Below are 18,573 nucleotides of genomic sequence, written 5' to 3'. Positions count from 1 at the left end.
TTCTGCCATCTGTGCATTTGAGTGGAGCGTGACATGGCCAATACCGTCGACGTTGAAACCGATCTGACCTCACGGCGCAAGACCGCCGTTCAGCGTGGCGTAGAACTGGCCTATGCCATTCAGTCCGGTGTGCCGGATGGCACGCCCTTTTGCGCCTCCGCGCGCCCGGATCTGCCGGATCTGTCAGAACGTGCAACACACGAGACCCCATACAGGAGCCGCCACGGCACGCTCGCACAACAGATTGCCCAATGTCGCGGGGCCAGCGGCCAAAGCCTGCGCAGTCTGAGCTTTGCCAAACGCGCGCAACTGCTGCGCCGGATGTACGACGGGCTGACCGCACTGGCAAACAGCGAACGGGCACGCCACGATCCCATTCTGGCCGACACCGGGTTCCTGCAGGGGTTGTTGCGTATGAAACGGCTGGTGGCACTGGCCTGCCGCGGCCTTCCTGACCAGAAAATGATCCTGCGCGACCCCGCCCGCCCCTGCGCACAAGCGGGGACCGCCGCCCCCTGCCCCGATCGACAGGTGCGGATGCGACTGAAACAACCGGGCAGCGGGCTGGCCGCGCATGTGGTGGCCAATGACGCCTCCTTTCCCAACCTGATGGAACGGCTCAGCCTTGCGATCCTGTCCGGGCGCAGCGTGCTCATGTGCGTCTCGGACATCGCACAGCCTTCGGCCCTCGGCCTGTGTCGATTGCTGCGCAGTACCGCTGCCCTCCCCGAGAGCGTGCTTCATGTGGTGCCGGTGATCGATGCCGAGACCCTCCTGCCGCATTTTCAACGCGGCGATATCGTCACCCTCTGCGCCAAGCCCTCGCATACCGCGACCTTTCACGCCCACCCAAAGGTGCTGGACGGCAGCGTGCGTCTCGGTGCCTGTCAGGCCAGCCATACCGCCCTGCTGCTGGCCCCCGAATACGACCCCGGTGCGCAGGAGTGGGAGCTGTTTCTCGAGGCGGTCGCCACCGTTCACCGCAACGCCTCTTTTACAACCTGTGTGCTGGTGCCCGCCTCGCTCGAAGAGCGCGCCACCGAACGTCTGCGCTCGGCTTTTGGAAAGATCGGCATCGGTCCGGCCTCCCTGTCCGCCGCCATGGAAAACACCCAAGCCCCCGCGCCGCAGATCTCTCTGGTGCCCTATAGCGACACCCATGGCGTGCTGGAGGTTCTGCGTCAGTTTCCCGGCCAGCGCAGCCTCACGGTCGTGTCGCGCCAGCACGGGTTTCTGGGTGAATTTGTCGCCAGCCTTGCGCCCTGTCTGGACCAGATCACCGTGTTCAACCCCGAAACCGCCAGCCCCGGACCCCAGGCGCCCGCCCCGGCAGAGGAGGACATCCTCTCGCTATTGGAATTCTACCTCGAAGAGAGTGAAATCACCGGCCCAGCCACCCTGCTGACCCAAGTCTCCGGGATCTGGATGGAGGGCGTGCCGGTGCGCGAAGGCGAACACCCGTTCCGCAAACCCCTGTCCCGCCTCCGGGTCGGAGATCATCTGCGCAGCGCCGACCGCATTGTCAGTGCCGAGGACGTCGAAGCGTTCGGCCATCTGACCGGCGATCTCTTTTATGCGCATATGGATGAAACCGCTGCGCGCAGCCATCCGTTCTTTGCAGGCAGGGTTGCGCATGGTCAGTTCATCATGGCGCTGGCCAATGGCCTCTTTGTTGATCCTGAACCCGGCCCGGTGCTGGCCAATCTCGGTGCCAAGGACCTGCGGTTTTTTGCACCCGTCTATTTCGACACCGCGCTCTATGTCACCCTCACCTGCTGCTGCATCGGCCCTCTGAGCAAGGCCGGCGCAGCCGAGGTGCAATGGGCCTGTCAGGTCTTGCGCAGCGACGATGATACCCGTGTTGCGCAATTTGATCTGCTGACCCTTGTTGCCAGCGAATGGCCCCAGCGCACGCAGGCGCGCCCCTGATGGATCGCACCTCTTTTCCATTTATTCGAAAGGATTTCTTATGACCTCAGCCCCCAAACCCCGCATTCTCATCGGCGCGTGCGGCTCGCTCGATCTGACCATGTTGCCGTTCTACCTGCGCGCCATCAAAGACAATATCGACTGCACGCTGAGCCTGATGCTCACGCCCACGGCTGTGAAATTCGTCAACACGGACACGCTGGCGCTGCTGGTCGATCGGCTGATCCATGGCGACCGGCCGGAAAACTGGCGCACCGACAAACCGGGACGGATCGCCGCCGAACACGATCTGCTCGCCGTGCTGCCGACAACCGCAAACACCCTGAGCGCCGTGGCCAATGGATCGTCACAGAACCGACTGACCACGGTGATCCTCGCGGCAGAATTCCCGGTGCTTTTCTTTCCAGTGATGGGGGGGCCAATGTGGGACAAGGCCTCGGTGCAGCGCAACGTCAGCCAAATTCGCGAAGATGGCTATGAGGTCTTTCAACCGGTCTGGCGTGAACACAACGACCCGCATATGCAAAAGATCCATGGCCACCATTCGCTGCCTGATCCTTCAGACGTGGTCGAAATCCTGCAAAGCCGCCTCACTCCACAACACTGACCCTGCCTCAGACCCCATGAACGCCAAAGCCGCCAAACGCCGGAATGCGTATGGCGGCTTTGCTCTTGCGAACAACACGCAGGGGCCGCGCGGGTTATCCGGTGACATCACGCAACTCTAGGCGCGCTTGCGGCAGTAGCTTTGCCTGCAGCCAGGCCGCCACATAAAGCCCCACCCCAAAGGACAGATGCGTCATCACGCTCTTGAGTTGGGCAAATGTCGGGTCGGGACGGTTGCTGGCCATGATCCCGGCACCCATCGCGGGCTGCATGACAAAGAAGGGGAACACAATCGTGCCCAACCCAACCAGCAGAGCAAAAACCAACTGAGGTCGCCGCAGCTGACGCTGTCCACCAATCGCCACGTAGAGCGCAGCAAAACTCACGCCCACCACGTAATGCGCGCCCCAGCCAAGTGCGACTTCGCCTGTCACAGGGGCGGCGGCGCGGATGCTTTCATGCGCAAACACACCCTCTGGCATATGGCCGATCCAGCGGCCCACCATGGCAAAATTGCTTTGCGGGATCGCAAACAGCGCCTCTGCAATGATGGCCCAGATATCCATCACCAGGGTTGCACCAACTCCGATCAGGAGCACACGAAAAAGGATCTGTGCAGGGGTCATGTTCATGGGGTCACTCTCTGTCACTTGTGAAATCAAAAGCTGTTTCAGCTCCTGACACATTGCAAAAAACGCCCGGCCTTCTCTTGGCCGGGCGCGGTACTCGTTACCAATTACTGCAGCACCATGGTGCTGTCGAAACCGTCACAGGCCTGCTGGGGGGCGCTGCCACCGCTGAGCGGTTGCAAGGCCGTCTGCGCCACGTGATGGCCGATCTGATAGCCCAACATATCCCCCACCGCGTTCGACCGGCGGTAATGGACCCCGCCGATCAGACGGGACTCAGATTCTTCTTCGGCAAATTGCTGCAAGCTGTCGTAGTCCTTGCTGATATTGGCCGCGCCCTCAAAACGGATCGGAAATGGCGCGCTGCCAAACACCGAGGACATCACCTCCAGCGCAGCGCTGCCGCTTGTGCAATGCTGGCAGGGGTACTCGGGATGCATCGGCGCCGGGATGCGCGACTCCCATTCCATACCCGCTTTCAGATCCGGGTGACTGTAACTTGTCCCCAACGCCTCCACGGCGGTTTGCGGGCGCCACAACGCATAGCTGTATTTCGCATTGAACCCGGCAATCAGCGCATCGCTCAGGGCGACATTCAACAGCGCCAGCATCCGGGTTTCTTCCAGAAGCGGCAGCGCGCAGGCACGGCTGCTGTTGCGCGCCAACTGGTTCCACGCACCAGAGCCAGACCCCGCGTGCAGTTTGGCAATCTCGATCTCTTCTGCGGTGGCCGGGCTGTCCTTGCCCCCCCGTGTCACCACTTCCAGCAGCCCTTGTTTATACTGCGCGCTGTCCAGAGACGGCGGCGGCGGCACCCGGAAATGGCTGGCGGAGGTCAGCACAAATGGGGTCATATCCTTGATCTTTGGTGCGACCATCGCCCGATCAGAGGTCGGCTGATACACCCCTGCCTCGGCGGCACCGGGCGTATAGTCGAGCGAAAAGTCCGCACCATCCTGCGCCCGGACAGCCAAAACAGCCGCTGCCGCCGCCGCACCAATCCGACGCCCGGACTCCAGACTTGCCGCATCCGTGGCCGCTGTAAAGTAAGAGCCCGCAAGCGCCTCCAGATCCTGCTGACGCTCCGGCAGCAACTCCTGCATCACCGACAGCGCGGCCTGGGTTACCGCGGCCTGCGGCGAGGCGGATGTATCGATCTTGCCCGCATAGGCATACGGCGCATAGACACCCTGCGTGGCGTTCGCAGCGTCGAACATCGCCAGATGCATAATGGTCAAGGAGCGCTGGCGCTGCGCCCCGGTCCATTTGGACTGCGCCATAAGTGCAGCGACACCATCTTGCAGATCCGACGCCAATTCCGCCTGCACAGAGGGGGTCAGGGCGATGGTCGCCAGCGCGGAGCAGGCCATAAGAGTTTTCATTTTCTTGAAGACGCGGGTCATAATCTCACCTCGAAAAGTCACTAATCCCAGCTCAGTGTGAAACGGGTTGCGCGGCCACACAAATCGAAACACCGGAGGGCAGACCCCGGCAAATCCGAAGCCTCGCGATTGCGCAATCAGCCCACTCAGATCTGACCGAGCAGCGCCCACCAGAGGAAATCCAGCGGAACCAGCAGGCACAAGCTGATCGCAAACAAGGCCAGACAGAAGCGGATCACCGCGCCCGCCCGCAGGTTGCCTGCTTGGATTGCGACCACCAGAGGCGGCGCTTGAAAGGGCAGGAACACATTTGAAAAAGCCAACACTTGCGTCATTAAAACCGTGGTGACCGTCAGGCCCGACGCCTGCGCCAAATCGCCTGCCATCGGGGTCATCACCGCCGGCACGCCCGGCAGGCTGGTTGCCATGGCCACCAATGTCGACATCCCCGTCAAAACCGAGAGGTTCCAGACCGGCGTCTGTGGCGACAGGTTGATCCAATCCGATGCAGCCGCGACCAGGGCCTCGCCCAGACCGGCATGGCCGATCAATGCCCCGAGCCCCATGATCCCCGCCACGAACAACAGCGCTCCATAGCTGAGGTCTTGATTGATACATTTGGGGCTGGTCAGCTTCAGGCTCGGCCACAGGCACACCAGCGCCGCCGCAAGCCCGATCCACGCAGGCGAAATCCCGTGCCATGCATCCATCAGCCACAGGATCAGACACAGGGCCAGAATGGCGATCAGCAGCGCCTGCGCCCGGCTTACGGGTTCCGGGGTCTGCGGCGTGACATCGCCTCGCTCCGGCATGTGGTCCGGAAAAAACAGCAACGTCAGGCCAATGATGACCCCGGACTTTACCAGCCCAAGCACGGGAAAATGCAGCAAAAGGTAATCGAAATAGGAAAACTCCAGCCCGTATTGCGCTTCGCTCATCCCCACCAGGATCATATTGGGCGCGTTGGCGGGCAGGATCGTGAAGGCAGGCGCAAAGGTCGCAAAACACGCCGCCACCAATAGCCCCGTGCGCCCGTTGGACTGCGTGCCAAATCCCAGCTGCGCCGCCAGCGCGGAAATCACCGGCAACAGGATCATGATGCGACCGATAGAGGACGGCACCAGAAACGCCAGCGCCACACTGCCCGCCACAATCCCCGCAAGCGTCCCCGCATAGGTCTGAAACGGCAACCGGGTCAGTAAGCGGGCCACCTGATTGTCCAGCTCGGTGAATTTAATCGCAGCCCCCAAAACAAGCCCCGCAAACAACAGCCAGAACGTCGATGTCTCAAACCCGGAAAACACCGTCTCCGGCGGGGCGATCTGCGTGATCATCGCAACCAGAAAAAACGCGAGCGCCGTCCAATACTCCGGCATCACAGCACTGGCCCAGAACCCCAGACACACCACGGCGATCGCCGCCACCGGTGCCAGTTCCGGGGTCAAATATCGATCCGCCCCGATCCACGCCAACAGCCCCAGCATGAAAATCACCAGGATCTTCCACGCTTTGGCAGAGAACGCCAGATAGGGCTTTCCAAATGAGAAACCGACCGAAGACAAGCTGGCCTGTTGTGCTTTCTTGCTCATGTCACTTCGAACCTATTGATGATGAAATTCATCAATTCTGTGTCGATCCCGACGGTCGAAATCCAATCGATTTATCTGAAGTGAGGCCCCGGCAAAGCAAATAGCACGCCATATGTGTTCGTTATTTACTTGAAACCAAACAGAAAAAGACCCTCTCACGACAGCATGCCCGGGAGGGCCAGACGCGAATTCACACAAAGGTGTGGCCAAAGCAGTCCTGGGGAGCTCCGCTCAGGTCAATTCGCGCTGGAGGGTTCGCACCTCAGCCGACAACCGGTCGAGCATGGGATCTGCGATCCCATGCTTGCTCAGATGCTCGGCGGTATTAAAGAGGTAGTCCACATTCGGTCCACGCTCTCCGGCAGCGGTGGCGATCATCTCGGCCTGCTGCGCCGGGGTGAAGTCGCCATATTGCGCGTGGTCACGATTGACCACATAGGTGAACGCCTGCACCACGCGCCCATCCTGCAATTGCAACGGCGCGCGGATTTCGCGGTAGGCCGGATTGAACAGCTCGCGCGCCCGGATTGACGCCATGACCGGCTCTTCTGCGGCCCGAGGGATCGCCAGCGCCACCCCTTCGCAATAGCTGCCCTCGCCCGCATCGAGCGCCAGCACCAATCCCGGTTCGTCAAAGGTGCCGCGATAGCGCAGTGAACGCAGACAGAACCGTCGATACCAGCCGTCCAGTCGCGCAACCACCTGCTCCTGCGGGTCAAAGCCCGGATCCCAGATCAGCGACCCATAGGCAAAGACCCAAGTGCAGTCCACGCCGCCGCGCGGCTCAGTCGAGCTTTTCATAAGCGGCCACCAGACTGCTGTAGGGCGGCAGGAACAGCGCATGCACCGCATCACCAATTTGAACCGGCTGGCGGATGTCATAATGCAGATGGATCGGAATTTCACTCAGCCAGCCATTGCTGACGGTGCCGATGCGGTCGCCCTGTTTGACACGATCAAGCGGGTTCAGCGTGACGCTGTCCATATCGAGATGGATATAGCGATGCAGCGCGCCGTCGGGGGATTGCACCGTCACCGCAAAGCGCCCGATATGCGACACCACCCCATCCGTGGCCGCCACTGTCCAATGCACCCCTTTTTCACAGGTTGCAGGTCTTAGATCCTGCCCCATATGTCCCCCTGCCCCGCACACCGCGAGATCCATCCGGCGGTATTCGCAAAAATTGTCCCGCCATGGATAGCTGTAGTTGGACGGATCACAGGAATCTCCCTCCGGTCCATTGCGTCCACCGATAAGCGCCGCAGATGAATTGGCGTAGGCAGGACCACTCTCCATCGGAAAGCGCATGTCCGGGAAAAAGACCATCGGGTCTGTCACCCCGACACCGCTCTCGGGCAAAAGATCACCCGGCGCTAGAAAACGCGGATCGGCCTGCGCCTGACTTGCGGCAACGCCGATCAACAGCATCGCGGTCAAAGACTTACATCGCATTGGCTTGTCCTTTCACAACAAAGAGATGCTCAGCCAGCCCGCTGAGGTATTCAGGCTGCGTGCAGCGGGTGTCGGTGGTGGGTTCATCGCAGGTGATGCGCAACGTGTAATAGGCCCCAAATTGCGCAAGGCTGTAGTCTGCCCCGGTGCCGATATTCTCCCAGGCCGCAGGCTCATGATGCAACGTCAGCGCATCTTTGGCCTGAACCACGGATTTTGATCCCGAAATGGAAATCTGAATGTCGCCTTGGGTGTAATAGGCTGCATAAGCGCTGCCCTGACTGACAAACCCCGGCGCCGAGAGGCCGGCCGCCTCTCCAAACAACATCACCGGCAACGCGGTCGGCTCAGCGCTGGCGGGCAGCGCCAGAAAGGCAGATGTCACCGCTTCTTCTTGCGCGGCAGTCTGCGTGGCTGCGGCCTCAGCCGACGTCCAGTCGATACTGGCTTCGGTTATGATCGCCTGCTCCGCCGCCGCCAGCATCATTGGGGCTGCGCTGACGATTGCAACGACCGCAGCGCGCTGCAAAATCTTCAAATCTCTCAACATGATTTACTCCAATTCAAAAACGAAACACAGCTTCAGGCTGTTTCCAAATCGCGCGCCGGTTCCACTGCCGCTTTGGCCGCAGGCCGGGCCTTGCGCATCATCTGGTTCATGATGTTGCGCCGATGCATTTCCTCGGTGCCACCGACACTGCAAAAGGCCAAAGCGTCGCGCAGGAACGTCGAGACCTCGCCCTCGTGGTAGCCCCGGCTGCCATAAAGCTTGAGAAGATCAACCGCCCCGTCCGTGATCGCGCTGGCCCCGGCGAGTTTGGCAATCGAGCAGCTCATGACCGCCTCGGGCGCACCGCTCAACAATTGGTGCAACGCGCCATAGGAAACCCATTTTGCGCTATCCGCTGCGATGCGCATGTCGGTCAGCTTCTTTTGCACATACTGATGGTCGACAATTGGCTGGCCAAAGGTTTGGCGCGTCTTGGCATAGCTCAGCGCCTCGGCCAGCATCGGCTCGCACAGGGTTGCAGCCACCAGCCCGTAGTACAGCCGCCCCAGCGACACAAACCGCACCAGATTGCGCAGACCGTCACCCGGCACGCCCAGAATATGCCCATAGTGCAGCGGCACATCCTCAAACGTCAGTTGCCCGGTGGGCAGGTCAAGGTTGCCGAGTTTGCGATCCTGCGGCCCAATGGTGACGCCTTTGCTGTTTTGATCCACCAGCACCAGAGAAATCCCGTCACGGGCATGGCCTTCGAGTTTGCAGACCACCAGCGTGAAACTGGCCACCGGCGCATGGGCGATATTGTACTTGCGGCCATTGAGCACAAATGTCTCGTTGGCGCGGGGGCTGAGAAAGGTCGAGCTGGCCCGCACATCGGTTCCTGTGTCCGGGTCCGCAATCGCGGTGGCGCTCAACTCTCCGCGCAGGATACGCCGAAAATAATCCGACTTCTGCGCGGTGGTGCCAAACAGGTCCAGCGCATATGCCATCCCGGCCTGCGCAATCACCGACAACAACAGCCCCGGCGTGCGGATGGTCGAGGCCAGCCCCTCCAGCGCCGCCGTCACATCCCACCAATCCACGCCAGTGCCGCCAAAGTCCGTGGGCACCATCATCTGCCACAGCCCCGCTCCACCCAGCTGATCCCATGTCTGCTGATCAAAAGCGCGCCGTCCCAGCCGCAATTCATCGCGGTCGGTGCGGCTCCCCAGCGATGCAAACTCCGCCCGGATCGACAATTGCCTTGAGGTCCAACTCAAATCCATTCCCACTCTCCCTTGTTCTGATCAGGTGTCAGCCTGCCTCTTGAAAATTCGCAACGCGGGTGCGGAACTCTTCGGGGATCGGGTAGGTCGATTGCTTTTCGTAATCAAACATCACATGCACCGACTGCAGCTTTGCCACCACGCGCCCATTGGCACTGCCGAGACGGATTTCATGCTCCATCTCGAAACTCTTGCCACCGAACTTGGAGACCGTGCTCAGCACCACCACCGTATCGCCGTAATATGCCTGGCTGATGTACTCACAGGAGGTCTTCACCATGATATGCGGCAGCTTCTCGGATTTCGGCAGCTCCAGCAGCGCGTGCATGTACTCCAGATAGGCCGACTGCATATAGTCATAGTAAATCGGGCTGCTGATATGGCCCATGGAATCCGTGTCGCGGTAGCGAACTTCGATGCTGGTCTCAAAGGCGCGCTGTGTCATTGTGGGATACTCCTTTTATGATCTGATGCTTCAAAATCGATGTCGCGGCAGCGCGCGTGTTTCAGCGGGCCGTGAATGGTGAACCCCATCGGGACTTGACCAAAGGTCTGCACCACCTTCAGCCCGTGTTGCTCTGCGGCGGCCAGCGTGGTGATGCAGCCATCACCGCGCCCCGCCATCACTTCTGCGGCGGCATGGGCGTTGCTTGCCGCATAGATCCGCTGCATCTGTGCAGGCAGCAATTTCTCCGGCGCTGGATGGGTTTGACACAATGTCGGCATCTGGCCGCTCACCGAAGCCAGAACCATGTCATCCGTCTTCATGATAAAAACATCGAGCAGGCCAAGCTGCGCGATATGCTCGTAAATGATCGAATGCAGCTGCGGATAGGCAACAACGCTCAGCAGCACGGAACAGCCACACGCCGCAACCTGTTCGGCCGCGCGCTCCATCGACTCATGCAGCGCCAACTCCGCTTTCTTGCATTTCAACGCCGCCCATTTCAGCGCCGCTTTTTCACAATTCGTACCAGCAGGCCCCAGCGTATGAACCTTGCGCACCCAATCATAGCTATCCGTGATATTCTCGCTGTGTTGGTCTTTTGGACCATCCATTAGTGCGACGTTCATTCAACAGTCCTCCAATGGCATCGTGAATTGACTGAAATACACTTTCAGACACGCAACCAATTAACTCGTTCATTCCAGATTATTCGAAATTTCAATTCAGCTTGGAACGCATCGTGGCCTTGATTCACATATGAGCGAATGATGCTCTATGTCGCAATTCGGAAAACGTGAGGTCTGCTATCGGCTTTGGTGACAGGCCTTGGAACATTCAGATATTCCACAAAAAAGCGCGCCCAAATGGGGGCGCGCTTCGGGGCGTTGGGGCCTGACGTCAGGAGCGGTCAGCGCCCTGAATTTAGGCGGTGCTTAGTGCGGGGCCGGATTGCGGGCGGCCCCCTCAAACAGGTCCTGACACCGGGCAAACCAGGCCCGCACCGAATCATCCTCCTCCAGGACATCCCGCACCCCAACGACCCAGCACCACTGCAGGGCACTGAACGCCACATAGTCCGGAAGCAATGGCGTATCGCCATATATCCAGGGGTGATCATTCAGAATTGCACGCAGGGGCGCCAGTCGCTCACGCAGGATTTTGCGCTGCTCTGGGGCCCCTTCCGCCATGGCTTCGATCGACATGCCGAATCGCTCTTCACGTTTGGCGCGAAAATATGCCTGATCTGATTCGTGCATGATGTTGTGCATGTTCATCACGGCGATGACCGCAAGCGGCGGGTGCAATTGCGTCAAACAATAGCTCTCCAAAAACCGCGCCATCCGCCGGGATCCTTCGCCATCAAACAGACTTGGCGCATCGGGATAGGCCGTTTCCAGATATTCGCAGATTTCAAAACTATCGCCCAGCACCCGATCCCCATCACGCAGCACCGGTACACTTTTAAAGGCCCCATTCTCAATTTCCCGAATGGTGGAAAAATCAACAGGTATAATTTCAAAATCAAGCTGCTTGTGATGCAACGCCATTATCACCTTCCAAACATGCGGAGAGTAATGAATGCCGTCTTTTCCACACAGACTATAAACTGTAATCATAGTGCCTCCGGAGATTGCGCAATTTGATTGCATTACCGCCTTAATAAAAGCAGTGACAGGTAAATTCAGGATTCTGTTTATTCACGCTGCAAAACTCGTCAGCCGAAGATCACGCAAGTTGCAACATCGAGGGTGTCGCGCCCGAGGCGTCCGATTTCAAAAGATCCAGAACCAATTCATCAACCGCACGAATTGACGGGTCATCGCTGCGCGCCTCCAGATAGCCACACATAATCCGCGCGGTTTTGCGCACCCGGTGCAGCAGGTCGATGTCCTTGGGCGGCGGGAGGTTGTCGTCTGCATTCACATGCACCAGACCAATCCCTGCCCCACTGGCAACCAACGTCCGGGTTACGGCCTCATCATCCACTTTGATGACCCGTTTGGGGCAGATATCGTGTTGTTCCATCAGCGCGTTGGCCCAGCGACCACAGCAGCCGTCATGCGACGATACGATCCAGATCTGATCTGCCAGCTGCTGCCAGTCAAGCGGGTCAGACGTGCGAATAATCCCCGGCGGAGCCGCCAGATAAATGCCAAAACTCGCCACTTCAACGAGGGTCAAATCAGACGTGTCGCTCTCGGTTTCTGTGAAAAACCCCATATCCAGTGAATTGTCCCGCAGCCCCTCGATCACCTGAGCAGAGCCGAGGTGTTTCAATTCAATCTCCAATTCGGGAAACCGCTCGGACACCAGATGAAGGAATGCGCTGACAAAGCCGTTTCCCGAGTGCCGCCCCGCGCCCAACATAAACACCCCGGACACGCTGCCCTTGAGCCGCGACGCCTCCTGCATAAACTGCTTATGTCGGTCAACTAATGAAATCGCCTCGTCGAGCAAACGCTCACCCTCTTGCGTGACGATCATGCCCCGCGACGTGCGCTCAAATAAAGCGATACCAAGCGTTGTTTCCAACCCTTTGATTTGCGCGCTCACCGAAGGCTGACTGCGGCACAAAATGTCAGAGGCACGGGTGATGCTGCCATATTTCGCGACGGTGACGAAAACCTTTAGTTGTTGAATGTCCAAATCTAATCTCGCTCCTTTACAGAGAACTCGCAAAATACATAACGACGTTTTGGGAAAGGTCAGGATCTCTGGCTGTCGTGAGCGCGCAGCATATGATCTGCAAACGCTTCAGAAAACGGCTGGCAAAGCACCTTGGTATATACACCCTCAAACAACCCAAGGGTTGATCACTGAAAACGATTCTCCCATAGGTTATGCAGTACGCAGATTTAATCAACCCGTTTATTTATGAATTATTTCTGTCATTTAGCTGCCTTGTGCATAGTCTGGCACTGCCATTTGGGCAATCTCGTCACATCCCCAGAAATAGGCGAGGTCAAAGAACATCTTAGTTGAGATCAGGTCGGCACTTTGCGCGGATGCACAAGGGAGGGCGCAGCCCTAGTGTCAGGTGGCGGCCTCTGGTCTGCCGTTTCGTGACCCGCTGACCACAAGATAAACCAAATCGAAAAGGACACCAAAGCCAATCGTGCTCGACGTGCATTTTCAGCGCAAAGCTGCCCTATATTTGCGCTCTGCGCCCGCCATCAGCTGGCTCCACCTTAGAAACTGCCGCCAATACGGACACGTCAGCAGACCGTTCATGCCTACCGCGCGGCCTTTTGACCTCATCCTCGCACCAAAGAGCCCGGACTGAGGCTCCGCGCGGTGCTGCGAGTCCCCCTATCCCTTGTCGTGCCCCTGTGGCTTGACCCATATAGGTGGGGGTGATGGGGATAAATCGGCCAGAAAACCCTTGCACGAATCCCGCTCAACGGTAAATAGTCACGGAAAGATAACGACAAACGTCGATTTCCGTGAACACGGCGGCAGGCTGCAGAAAATGATCCGTATTAGGCTCTAATCCTGCACGCTCTTGCATCCGTCACACAGGATACGAGGGCAGAACGGCGATGGCAACGAACCAGTCTCCGGCAGCAGAGGCGCTGCATGAGGATCTCAACCAGCTTATTCGGGAGCATTCCGAATGGCTGGCCACCCAATTGCACAACCAACGCGAAAGCCTGTTCCCCCCTGACGCCGCCAAGATGATGCGCAAGTTCACCTCTGGCGAGGCGGCGACTCTTCTGGGCGTCAATGACAGCTATCTGCGCAAGCTGCATCTGGATGGCAAAGGCCCCTCGCCCGAGCTGACACCGGGCAACCGGCGGCTCTATTCGGTGCAGGACATGCTGGATCTGCGCCATCTGCTTGAGAAAACCGCCCGCAAGCCCGGTGACTATCTGCCCGGCCGCCGCGAGGGCGACCACATGCAGATCATCGGCGTGATGAACTTCAAAGGCGGCTCCGGCAAGACCACAACCTCGGCGCATCTGGCCCAACGGCTCGCCCTGCGTGGCTACCGGGTGCTGGCCATCGACCTCGACCCGCAGGCCTCGATGACCGCGCTGCATGGTGTGCAGCCCGAGGTCGACCTGCAGGACGGCGGCACGCTTTATGATGCCATTCGCTATGATGACCCGGCCCCGATCGCCTCGGTGATCCGCAAGACCTATATCCCCAACCTCGACCTCATCCCCGGCAATCTGGAGCTGATGGAGTTCGAACACGAAACCCCCCGCGCGCTGGCGCAGGGTCAGGCGGGGTTGTTCTTCTTCCGGGTCAAACAGGCGCTCGAACAAGTGGACGGTGACTATGATGTGGTGGTGATCGACTGCCCGCCGCAGCTGGGTTTTCTCACCATGTCCGCGCTTTCGGCCGCAACCGGCGTGCTTGTCACCATCCACCCCGAAATGCTCGACGTGATGTCGATGTCGCAATTCCTGCGCATGACCGCCGATCTGATGGATGTGATCGCCGAAAGCGGCGCCGACATGTCGCATGACTGGATGCGCTATGTGCTCACCCGCTATGAGCCTTCGGATGCACCGCAAAACCGCATCGTGGCCTTCCTGCGCACCATGTATGGCGACAAGGTGCTCAATGCGCCGATGCTGAAATCCACCGCGATTTCCGACGCGGGCCTCACCAAACAGACCCTCTACGAGGTGGAGCGCTCCGCCTTCACCCGGTCCACCTATGACCGCGCCATCGAGAGCGTCAATGCGGTCAATGATGAGATTTCCGAACTGATCCAGCAGACCTGGGGACGCAAATGACCACCGGCAAGAAAAAACGCATGTCCATGCTCGACAGTCTCGCAGCAGCGGGAGGGCCCTCCGCCACCGCCGGGGGGTCGATGATGTCGACCAATCGCGCCCTGCGCGCGGCGCGTGATGCGGTGGATTCTCATCATGTCTGGGAGCTTGATCCAGATGCGATCACCAACCTGCGGATCGAGGACCGCCTCGCCCCCGGTGATGTGGCCGATCTGATTGAATCTATTGAAACATCTGGTCAGACCGTGCCGATCCTCGTGCGCCGTGATCCAAGTGATGCAGACCGCTATCTGCTGGTCTATGGCCGCCGCCGGCTAGAGGCGATCCGCCACTCAAACAAGGTCAGCAAGGTCCGCGCCCTTGTCGCCAGCATGGATGACGACAGCGCCGTGCGCGCCCAGATCACCGAGAATATGGCACGCCGCGATCTGACCTTTATCGAACGTGCGATCTTTGCGCGGGAGCTGATCGAGTCGGGCTTTGGCAACCAGTCGCAGGTGGCCGAGGTGCTGACCGTGACCAAATCCTCCGTGTCGATGGCGATGGCCATTCTGGATGCGGTGGGCGTTGATCTGGCCCGCGCCATTGGTCCCGCCCCCAACATCGGCCGCCCCCGCTGGGACGATCTGGGCCGCGCATTGGCGGAAACCGATGTGGACCCCGCGCAGCTGATTGCCGTCGCAGAACGGGTCCACACCGATGCCAGCATCGCCGTGATCGACGGGCGCGGCAACGACCCGCAAGAGACCTCCACCGCCGCCTTTGAGGCGGTGATGAAAGCCCTGCCCGCCTCCCCTGCCCCGGCACGCACCGCCGCCAAGCCTGCGCGCAAAAAACCGCGCGCCTTGACGCTGGATGGGCAGAAAACCGGCAGCATTCGCCGCACCGCAAAGGGCGTGCAGATTGATCTGGCGGAGGGCGCATTTGCCGATTGGGTCGAGGCCGAGGCCCAGGACCTGATCGCAGACCTTCATGCCCGTTGGTTGCAACGGTCTGAAGACCAATAACAAAATAAGAGCAGAGTAAGGAAAGGAGGCACGAGCAGACAAAAGAAAAGGTCCCGCAAAGACATCGCTCCACGAGACCCTGACTTGTGTTTAGCAACTTCAAGCTAGTGTCAGGAGCCTAAGACTGCAAGTCAAATATGATTCGCAGAACGGGATTTCTTTGTCTTCGTGAATGAAACATGGGGTATCATCCTGTCACGCCTTTTGGGCGCACCGTTGATGCTGTTCTGATCAAACGTCAGAACCAGCTTCAGGCGGCAAGCGAACGCATGCCTGCCGCATCATCTCAGCTGGAACCTGCAAAACCGGTCAGCAAATGGAATGTCCTGCGCGATCTTGCGGTGGCGCGGCACCATTTTGGCCTGAGCGACCGCGATCTCTCTGTGCTGCAGGCGCTGCTGAGTTTCTGGTCCGGCACCGAACTGCCCGCAGACCGCGCGCTTGTCATTCATCCGTCGAACCAGACCATCTGCGACCGGCTCAATGGCATGGCCAATTCCACCATGCGCCGCTATCTCGCCCGGCTGGTTGACGCAGGTTTGCTGCTGCGGCGCGACAGCCCCAACGGCAAGCGCTATGCCCGGCGCTACGGCGGCGAAAAGGTGGCCTATGGGTTTGACCTCTCGCCGCTGCGCCAACGCGCTCGCGAGATTGAAATGGCGGCAGAGGATGTGCGCGCCGAAGAGTTTCGCCTGAAGCGCTTGCGCGAGACCGTCAGCCTGATGCGTCGCGATCTGGCCGGGCTGGCGGAGTTTGGCCTCTCCCTGCGTCCGGACCTGGCGCTCTGGGATCGTCTTGGCGATCTGGCGGCCCTGTCGGCGCGGGCCCTGCGGCGCAAGCTGACCCTCGCGGACCTCGCGCAGATAGAAGCCCAATTGCGCGTCGCTCTGGATGAGGCGCGCGACATTCTCGACCCGATGGAGCCTGTGGACAACAGCACTGATGCGTTGATTGAGACACCACAACTGAGCACCAAAGCCGCCGAAATTGAGCAGCACCATCAGAATTCACAGAAAGACTCTTTTGAATCTGAAAGCGAGGTGGGGACGCAAAACCTAGCAGAGGACAGCGCCTCGCCACAGATCGTGCAAGCTGAGAAAGCGCCACAACCCCTCACCGACACCCCCTGCCCCACCAAGGTCACTGCCAGCGGTTATCAAACGACGACGGCACCGAACGCCGCAGAAAGCACATCTACATCTGCACATGATAAGCTGCCAAACATGCCGCTATCTGTCACCCTTGCTGCCTGCACCAGCATCCAGAGCTATATCGATCATCCCATTCGTCACTGGCATGATCTGGTCAAAGCTGCGCATCACATCCGCCCGATGATGGGCATTTCCACCTCCGCCTGGGAGGAAGCTCTGAGCGTGATGGGTCCGGCAGAGGCCGCAGTGGTTCTTGCATCGATGCTCGAACGCTTTGAAGAGATCAAAAATCCCGGTGGTTACCTGCGCCATCTCAGCGCGAAATCCGCCAATGGCACGTTCTCTTGCGGTCCCATGGTCATGGCGCTGCTGCGCAAACACTGAGAAAGGAATGAGATGTTGGATTTCACCTTTGAGGAAAGTTCACAGCTGTGAACTTTTGGCGGAGATCAAAAGCGCGGCTTAGCTAACAAAGTTCACAGCTGTGAACTCTCACCACGATCTGCAATTATTGGACATACCGCGCACAAGAAGAGTAGGGCGCTTAGATGGGTATTTTCGGGATAAAAGCGCCGCGAAGAGATCCGCTTGTAAAAGAGCGCACCGCAGAGCACTTGGAAAATGTAACGCGAAACGTCATCAAGGTCATCCTCAATCTCGCAAAACCCACCAAAAATGTTGCGGTTTTGTCAGCCCTTAGAACCTTCACCAGACGCTGAGAGCAGACCTGCCGTGGCGTTGTTTCACAAATCGGGTACGGGATTCACGACATGAATCTAGGATGACAGCTGGTAGGCATACGATGAAGCACTGCGTCAACGGGGATCGCTGACGATCTGGTTTGATCCTGACATGGAATGGATCCCTCCGCCGACCGGGAAGCGCGGTCGCCAACAGAGCTTCAGTGATCCAGACCTGTTTGACGATGAAGGTTCTCTTTGGCATGCCCCTGAGACAGACGACCGGGTTCGTGCAGAGCCTACTGTAGCTGGTCGGACCTGGCTGGAGCGTGCCGGACTTCAGCACCCTGTGCCGCCGCCAAAAGACGCTGAACGTGAGCATCCCCTATCGCGGAGGTACAGGCCCGTTGAACCTGTTGATCCCTCGCGGGCAATGGACAGCACCGGCATCAAGGCCGAAGGCGAAAGTGAGTGGAGTGCGGAGGGTCAGAAAACAGTCTGGGGGACCGTTTTCCCGACAAACGCGCAAGCACGGCGGACCCAAACGACGAGAGGGGGATCGACGAGGAAACACTGGAAGTCCGGGCTGGCGAGATCACCGGGAGCAACATTGGTGACGCGCCTGTTCTACCGGAGCTGCTCGACCAGATCCCGTCTGACGAAGATATCGGTTCCGTCGCGGCAGGTGGCGCCTACGACACCCGGAAATGCCACGAGGCAATCGCTGCCCGTGGTGCCACCACCGTTCGTCAGGGAAAGGGTCCCCCGGACCCTTTCCGGGCCTTCCTCACTCCCGCCCCCGCAAGAACGCCAAGCTGTGGAAACCGACAAGCCCTGCCGCCGTCGCCCGAAACGAAGCCCTACGCGCTTCGAAGTACTTGGGCCGAGCCATATGGCGACGCTGGAGTGGCGACCACCGCCGAAGCTGTGTCGAGGCCAAGATGAACTGCATCAAGCTGTTCGGCCAATCCCTCATGGCCCTAGACTTCGACCGCCAGGTCGCCGAGCTCTAGGTTCGTATTGCCGTGCTGAACGGCTACACCGCTCTGGAAACTGAAGACATTGCCGCGTAACTAACTGAAATCAGCCTCCGGCAAACCCGGTGCGGTTCAAGCCGTAGGTTAATCCTGTTAGAAAGAGGAGAACCCTTGAACAAGCTTGAGTGGAATTTGTAGACAGCG

At 59.2% G+C, this 18,573-nt stretch carries 16 protein-coding genes and 1 pseudogene; 6 read left to right on the top strand and 11 right to left on the bottom strand.

Translation table 11 applies throughout. The features are described 5' to 3' along the window. Nucleotides 1-33 precede the first annotated feature (33 nt). Nucleotides 34-1,929: a MaoC/PaaZ C-terminal domain-containing protein gene (locus K529_RS21765; protein WP_046002216.1), complete on the top strand. Its 1,896-nt coding sequence runs from the start codon at nucleotides 34-36 to the stop codon at nucleotides 1,927-1,929. 40 nt (nucleotides 1,930-1,969) lie between these two features. Beyond that, nucleotides 1,970-2,536 (top strand): flavoprotein, encoded by a 567-nt coding sequence (locus K529_RS21760; RefSeq protein ID WP_005642854.1) that lies wholly within the window; start codon nucleotides 1,970-1,972, stop codon nucleotides 2,534-2,536. A 94-nt stretch (nucleotides 2,537-2,630) separates the two neighbouring features. On the opposite strand, the gene K529_RS21755 is transcribed toward K529_RS21760, so the two are convergent. The 11 genes from K529_RS21755 to K529_RS21705 form a co-directional block, all read right to left on the bottom strand. Further along, nucleotides 2,631-3,161 carry a DUF2938 domain-containing protein gene (locus K529_RS21755; protein ID WP_040643156.1) on the bottom strand — a complete coding sequence of 177 codons (531 nt, stop codon included), beginning with the start codon at nucleotides 3,159-3,161 and terminating at the stop codon, nucleotides 2,631-2,633. A gap of 110 nt (nucleotides 3,162-3,271) precedes the next feature. Beyond that, nucleotides 3,272-4,567 carry a vanadium-dependent haloperoxidase gene (locus K529_RS21750; RefSeq protein ID WP_005642842.1) on the bottom strand — a complete coding sequence of 432 codons (1,296 nt, stop codon included), beginning with the start codon at nucleotides 4,565-4,567 and terminating at the stop codon, nucleotides 3,272-3,274. A 125-nt stretch (nucleotides 4,568-4,692) separates the two neighbouring features. Further along, nucleotides 4,693-6,135 carry an SLC13 family permease gene (locus K529_RS21745; protein ID WP_005642839.1) on the bottom strand — a complete coding sequence of 481 codons (1,443 nt, stop codon included), beginning with the start codon at nucleotides 6,133-6,135 and terminating at the stop codon, nucleotides 4,693-4,695. Between the two features lie 231 nt (nucleotides 6,136-6,366). After that, nucleotides 6,367-6,936, bottom strand: a complete 570-nt coding sequence (locus K529_RS21740) for a gamma-glutamylcyclotransferase (protein ID WP_005642835.1) — start codon at nucleotides 6,934-6,936, stop codon at nucleotides 6,367-6,369. Beyond that, complete coding sequence (locus K529_RS21735) at nucleotides 6,920-7,588, bottom strand: M23 family metallopeptidase (protein ID WP_005642832.1); 669 nt, start codon at nucleotides 7,586-7,588, stop codon at nucleotides 6,920-6,922. The genes K529_RS21740 and K529_RS21735 overlap by 17 nt, the downstream gene beginning before the upstream one ends. Beyond that, entirely contained in the window at nucleotides 7,578-8,138 is a 561-nt protein-coding gene (locus K529_RS21730) for a hypothetical protein (protein WP_005642827.1), read from the bottom strand. The genes K529_RS21735 and K529_RS21730 overlap by 11 nt, the downstream gene beginning before the upstream one ends. A 32-nt stretch (nucleotides 8,139-8,170) precedes the next feature. Further along, entirely contained in the window at nucleotides 8,171-9,361 is a 1,191-nt protein-coding gene (locus K529_RS21725; protein WP_005642825.1) for an acyl-CoA dehydrogenase family protein, read from the bottom strand. Nucleotides 9,362-9,389: 28 nt separating this feature from the next. Next, on the bottom strand, nucleotides 9,390-9,806 hold the full coding sequence (locus tag K529_RS21720) for an acyl-CoA thioesterase (RefSeq protein ID WP_005642823.1): 417 nt from the start codon (nucleotides 9,804-9,806) through the stop codon (nucleotides 9,390-9,392). Then, the gene (locus K529_RS21715) at nucleotides 9,803-10,435 is read right to left on the bottom strand and encodes a hypothetical protein (protein WP_005642821.1); all 633 of its coding nucleotides are present in this window, start codon (nucleotides 10,433-10,435) and stop codon (nucleotides 9,803-9,805) included. Before K529_RS21715 ends, K529_RS21720 begins: the two co-directional genes overlap by 4 nt. Before the next feature lie 306 nt (nucleotides 10,436-10,741). After that, a complete protein-coding gene (locus K529_RS21710; RefSeq protein ID WP_005642816.1) occupies nucleotides 10,742-11,356 on the bottom strand; it encodes a glutathione S-transferase N-terminal domain-containing protein in 615 nt (204 codons plus the stop codon). Between the two features lie 178 nt (nucleotides 11,357-11,534). Next, a complete protein-coding gene (locus K529_RS21705) occupies nucleotides 11,535-12,455 on the bottom strand; it encodes a LysR family transcriptional regulator (protein ID WP_005642814.1) in 921 nt (306 codons plus the stop codon). Between the two features lie 893 nt (nucleotides 12,456-13,348). On the opposite strand from K529_RS21705, the gene repA reads away from it, so the two are divergent. The 4 genes and pseudogenes from repA to K529_RS23360 form a co-directional block, all read left to right on the top strand. Beyond that, nucleotides 13,349-14,554, top strand: a complete 1,206-nt coding sequence (repA, locus tag K529_RS21700; protein WP_005642811.1) for a plasmid partitioning protein RepA — start codon at nucleotides 13,349-13,351, stop codon at nucleotides 14,552-14,554. Continuing rightward, a complete protein-coding gene (gene repB, locus K529_RS21695; protein WP_046002217.1) occupies nucleotides 14,551-15,561 on the top strand; it encodes a plasmid partitioning protein RepB in 1,011 nt (336 codons plus the stop codon). The genes repA and repB overlap by 4 nt, the downstream gene beginning before the upstream one ends. A gap of 179 nt (nucleotides 15,562-15,740) precedes the next feature. Further along, nucleotides 15,741-17,096 (top strand): plasmid replication protein RepC, encoded by a 1,356-nt coding sequence (repC, locus tag K529_RS21690; protein ID WP_046002218.1) that lies wholly within the window; start codon nucleotides 15,741-15,743, stop codon nucleotides 17,094-17,096. A gap of 426 nt (nucleotides 17,097-17,522) precedes the next feature. Next, nucleotides 17,523-18,402, top strand: a pseudogene (locus K529_RS23360) (IS5 family transposase); the annotation flags it as partial. Between the last annotated feature and the right edge of the window lie 171 nt (nucleotides 18,403-18,573).

The sequence above is a fragment of the Tritonibacter mobilis F1926 genome (assembly GCF_000376545.2).
Lineage (GTDB): Bacteria > Pseudomonadota > Alphaproteobacteria > Rhodobacterales > Rhodobacteraceae > Epibacterium > Epibacterium mobile.
The sequence above is the reverse complement of the archived record's forward strand: the minus strand, read 5'-3'. Positions and strand labels throughout refer to the sequence as shown.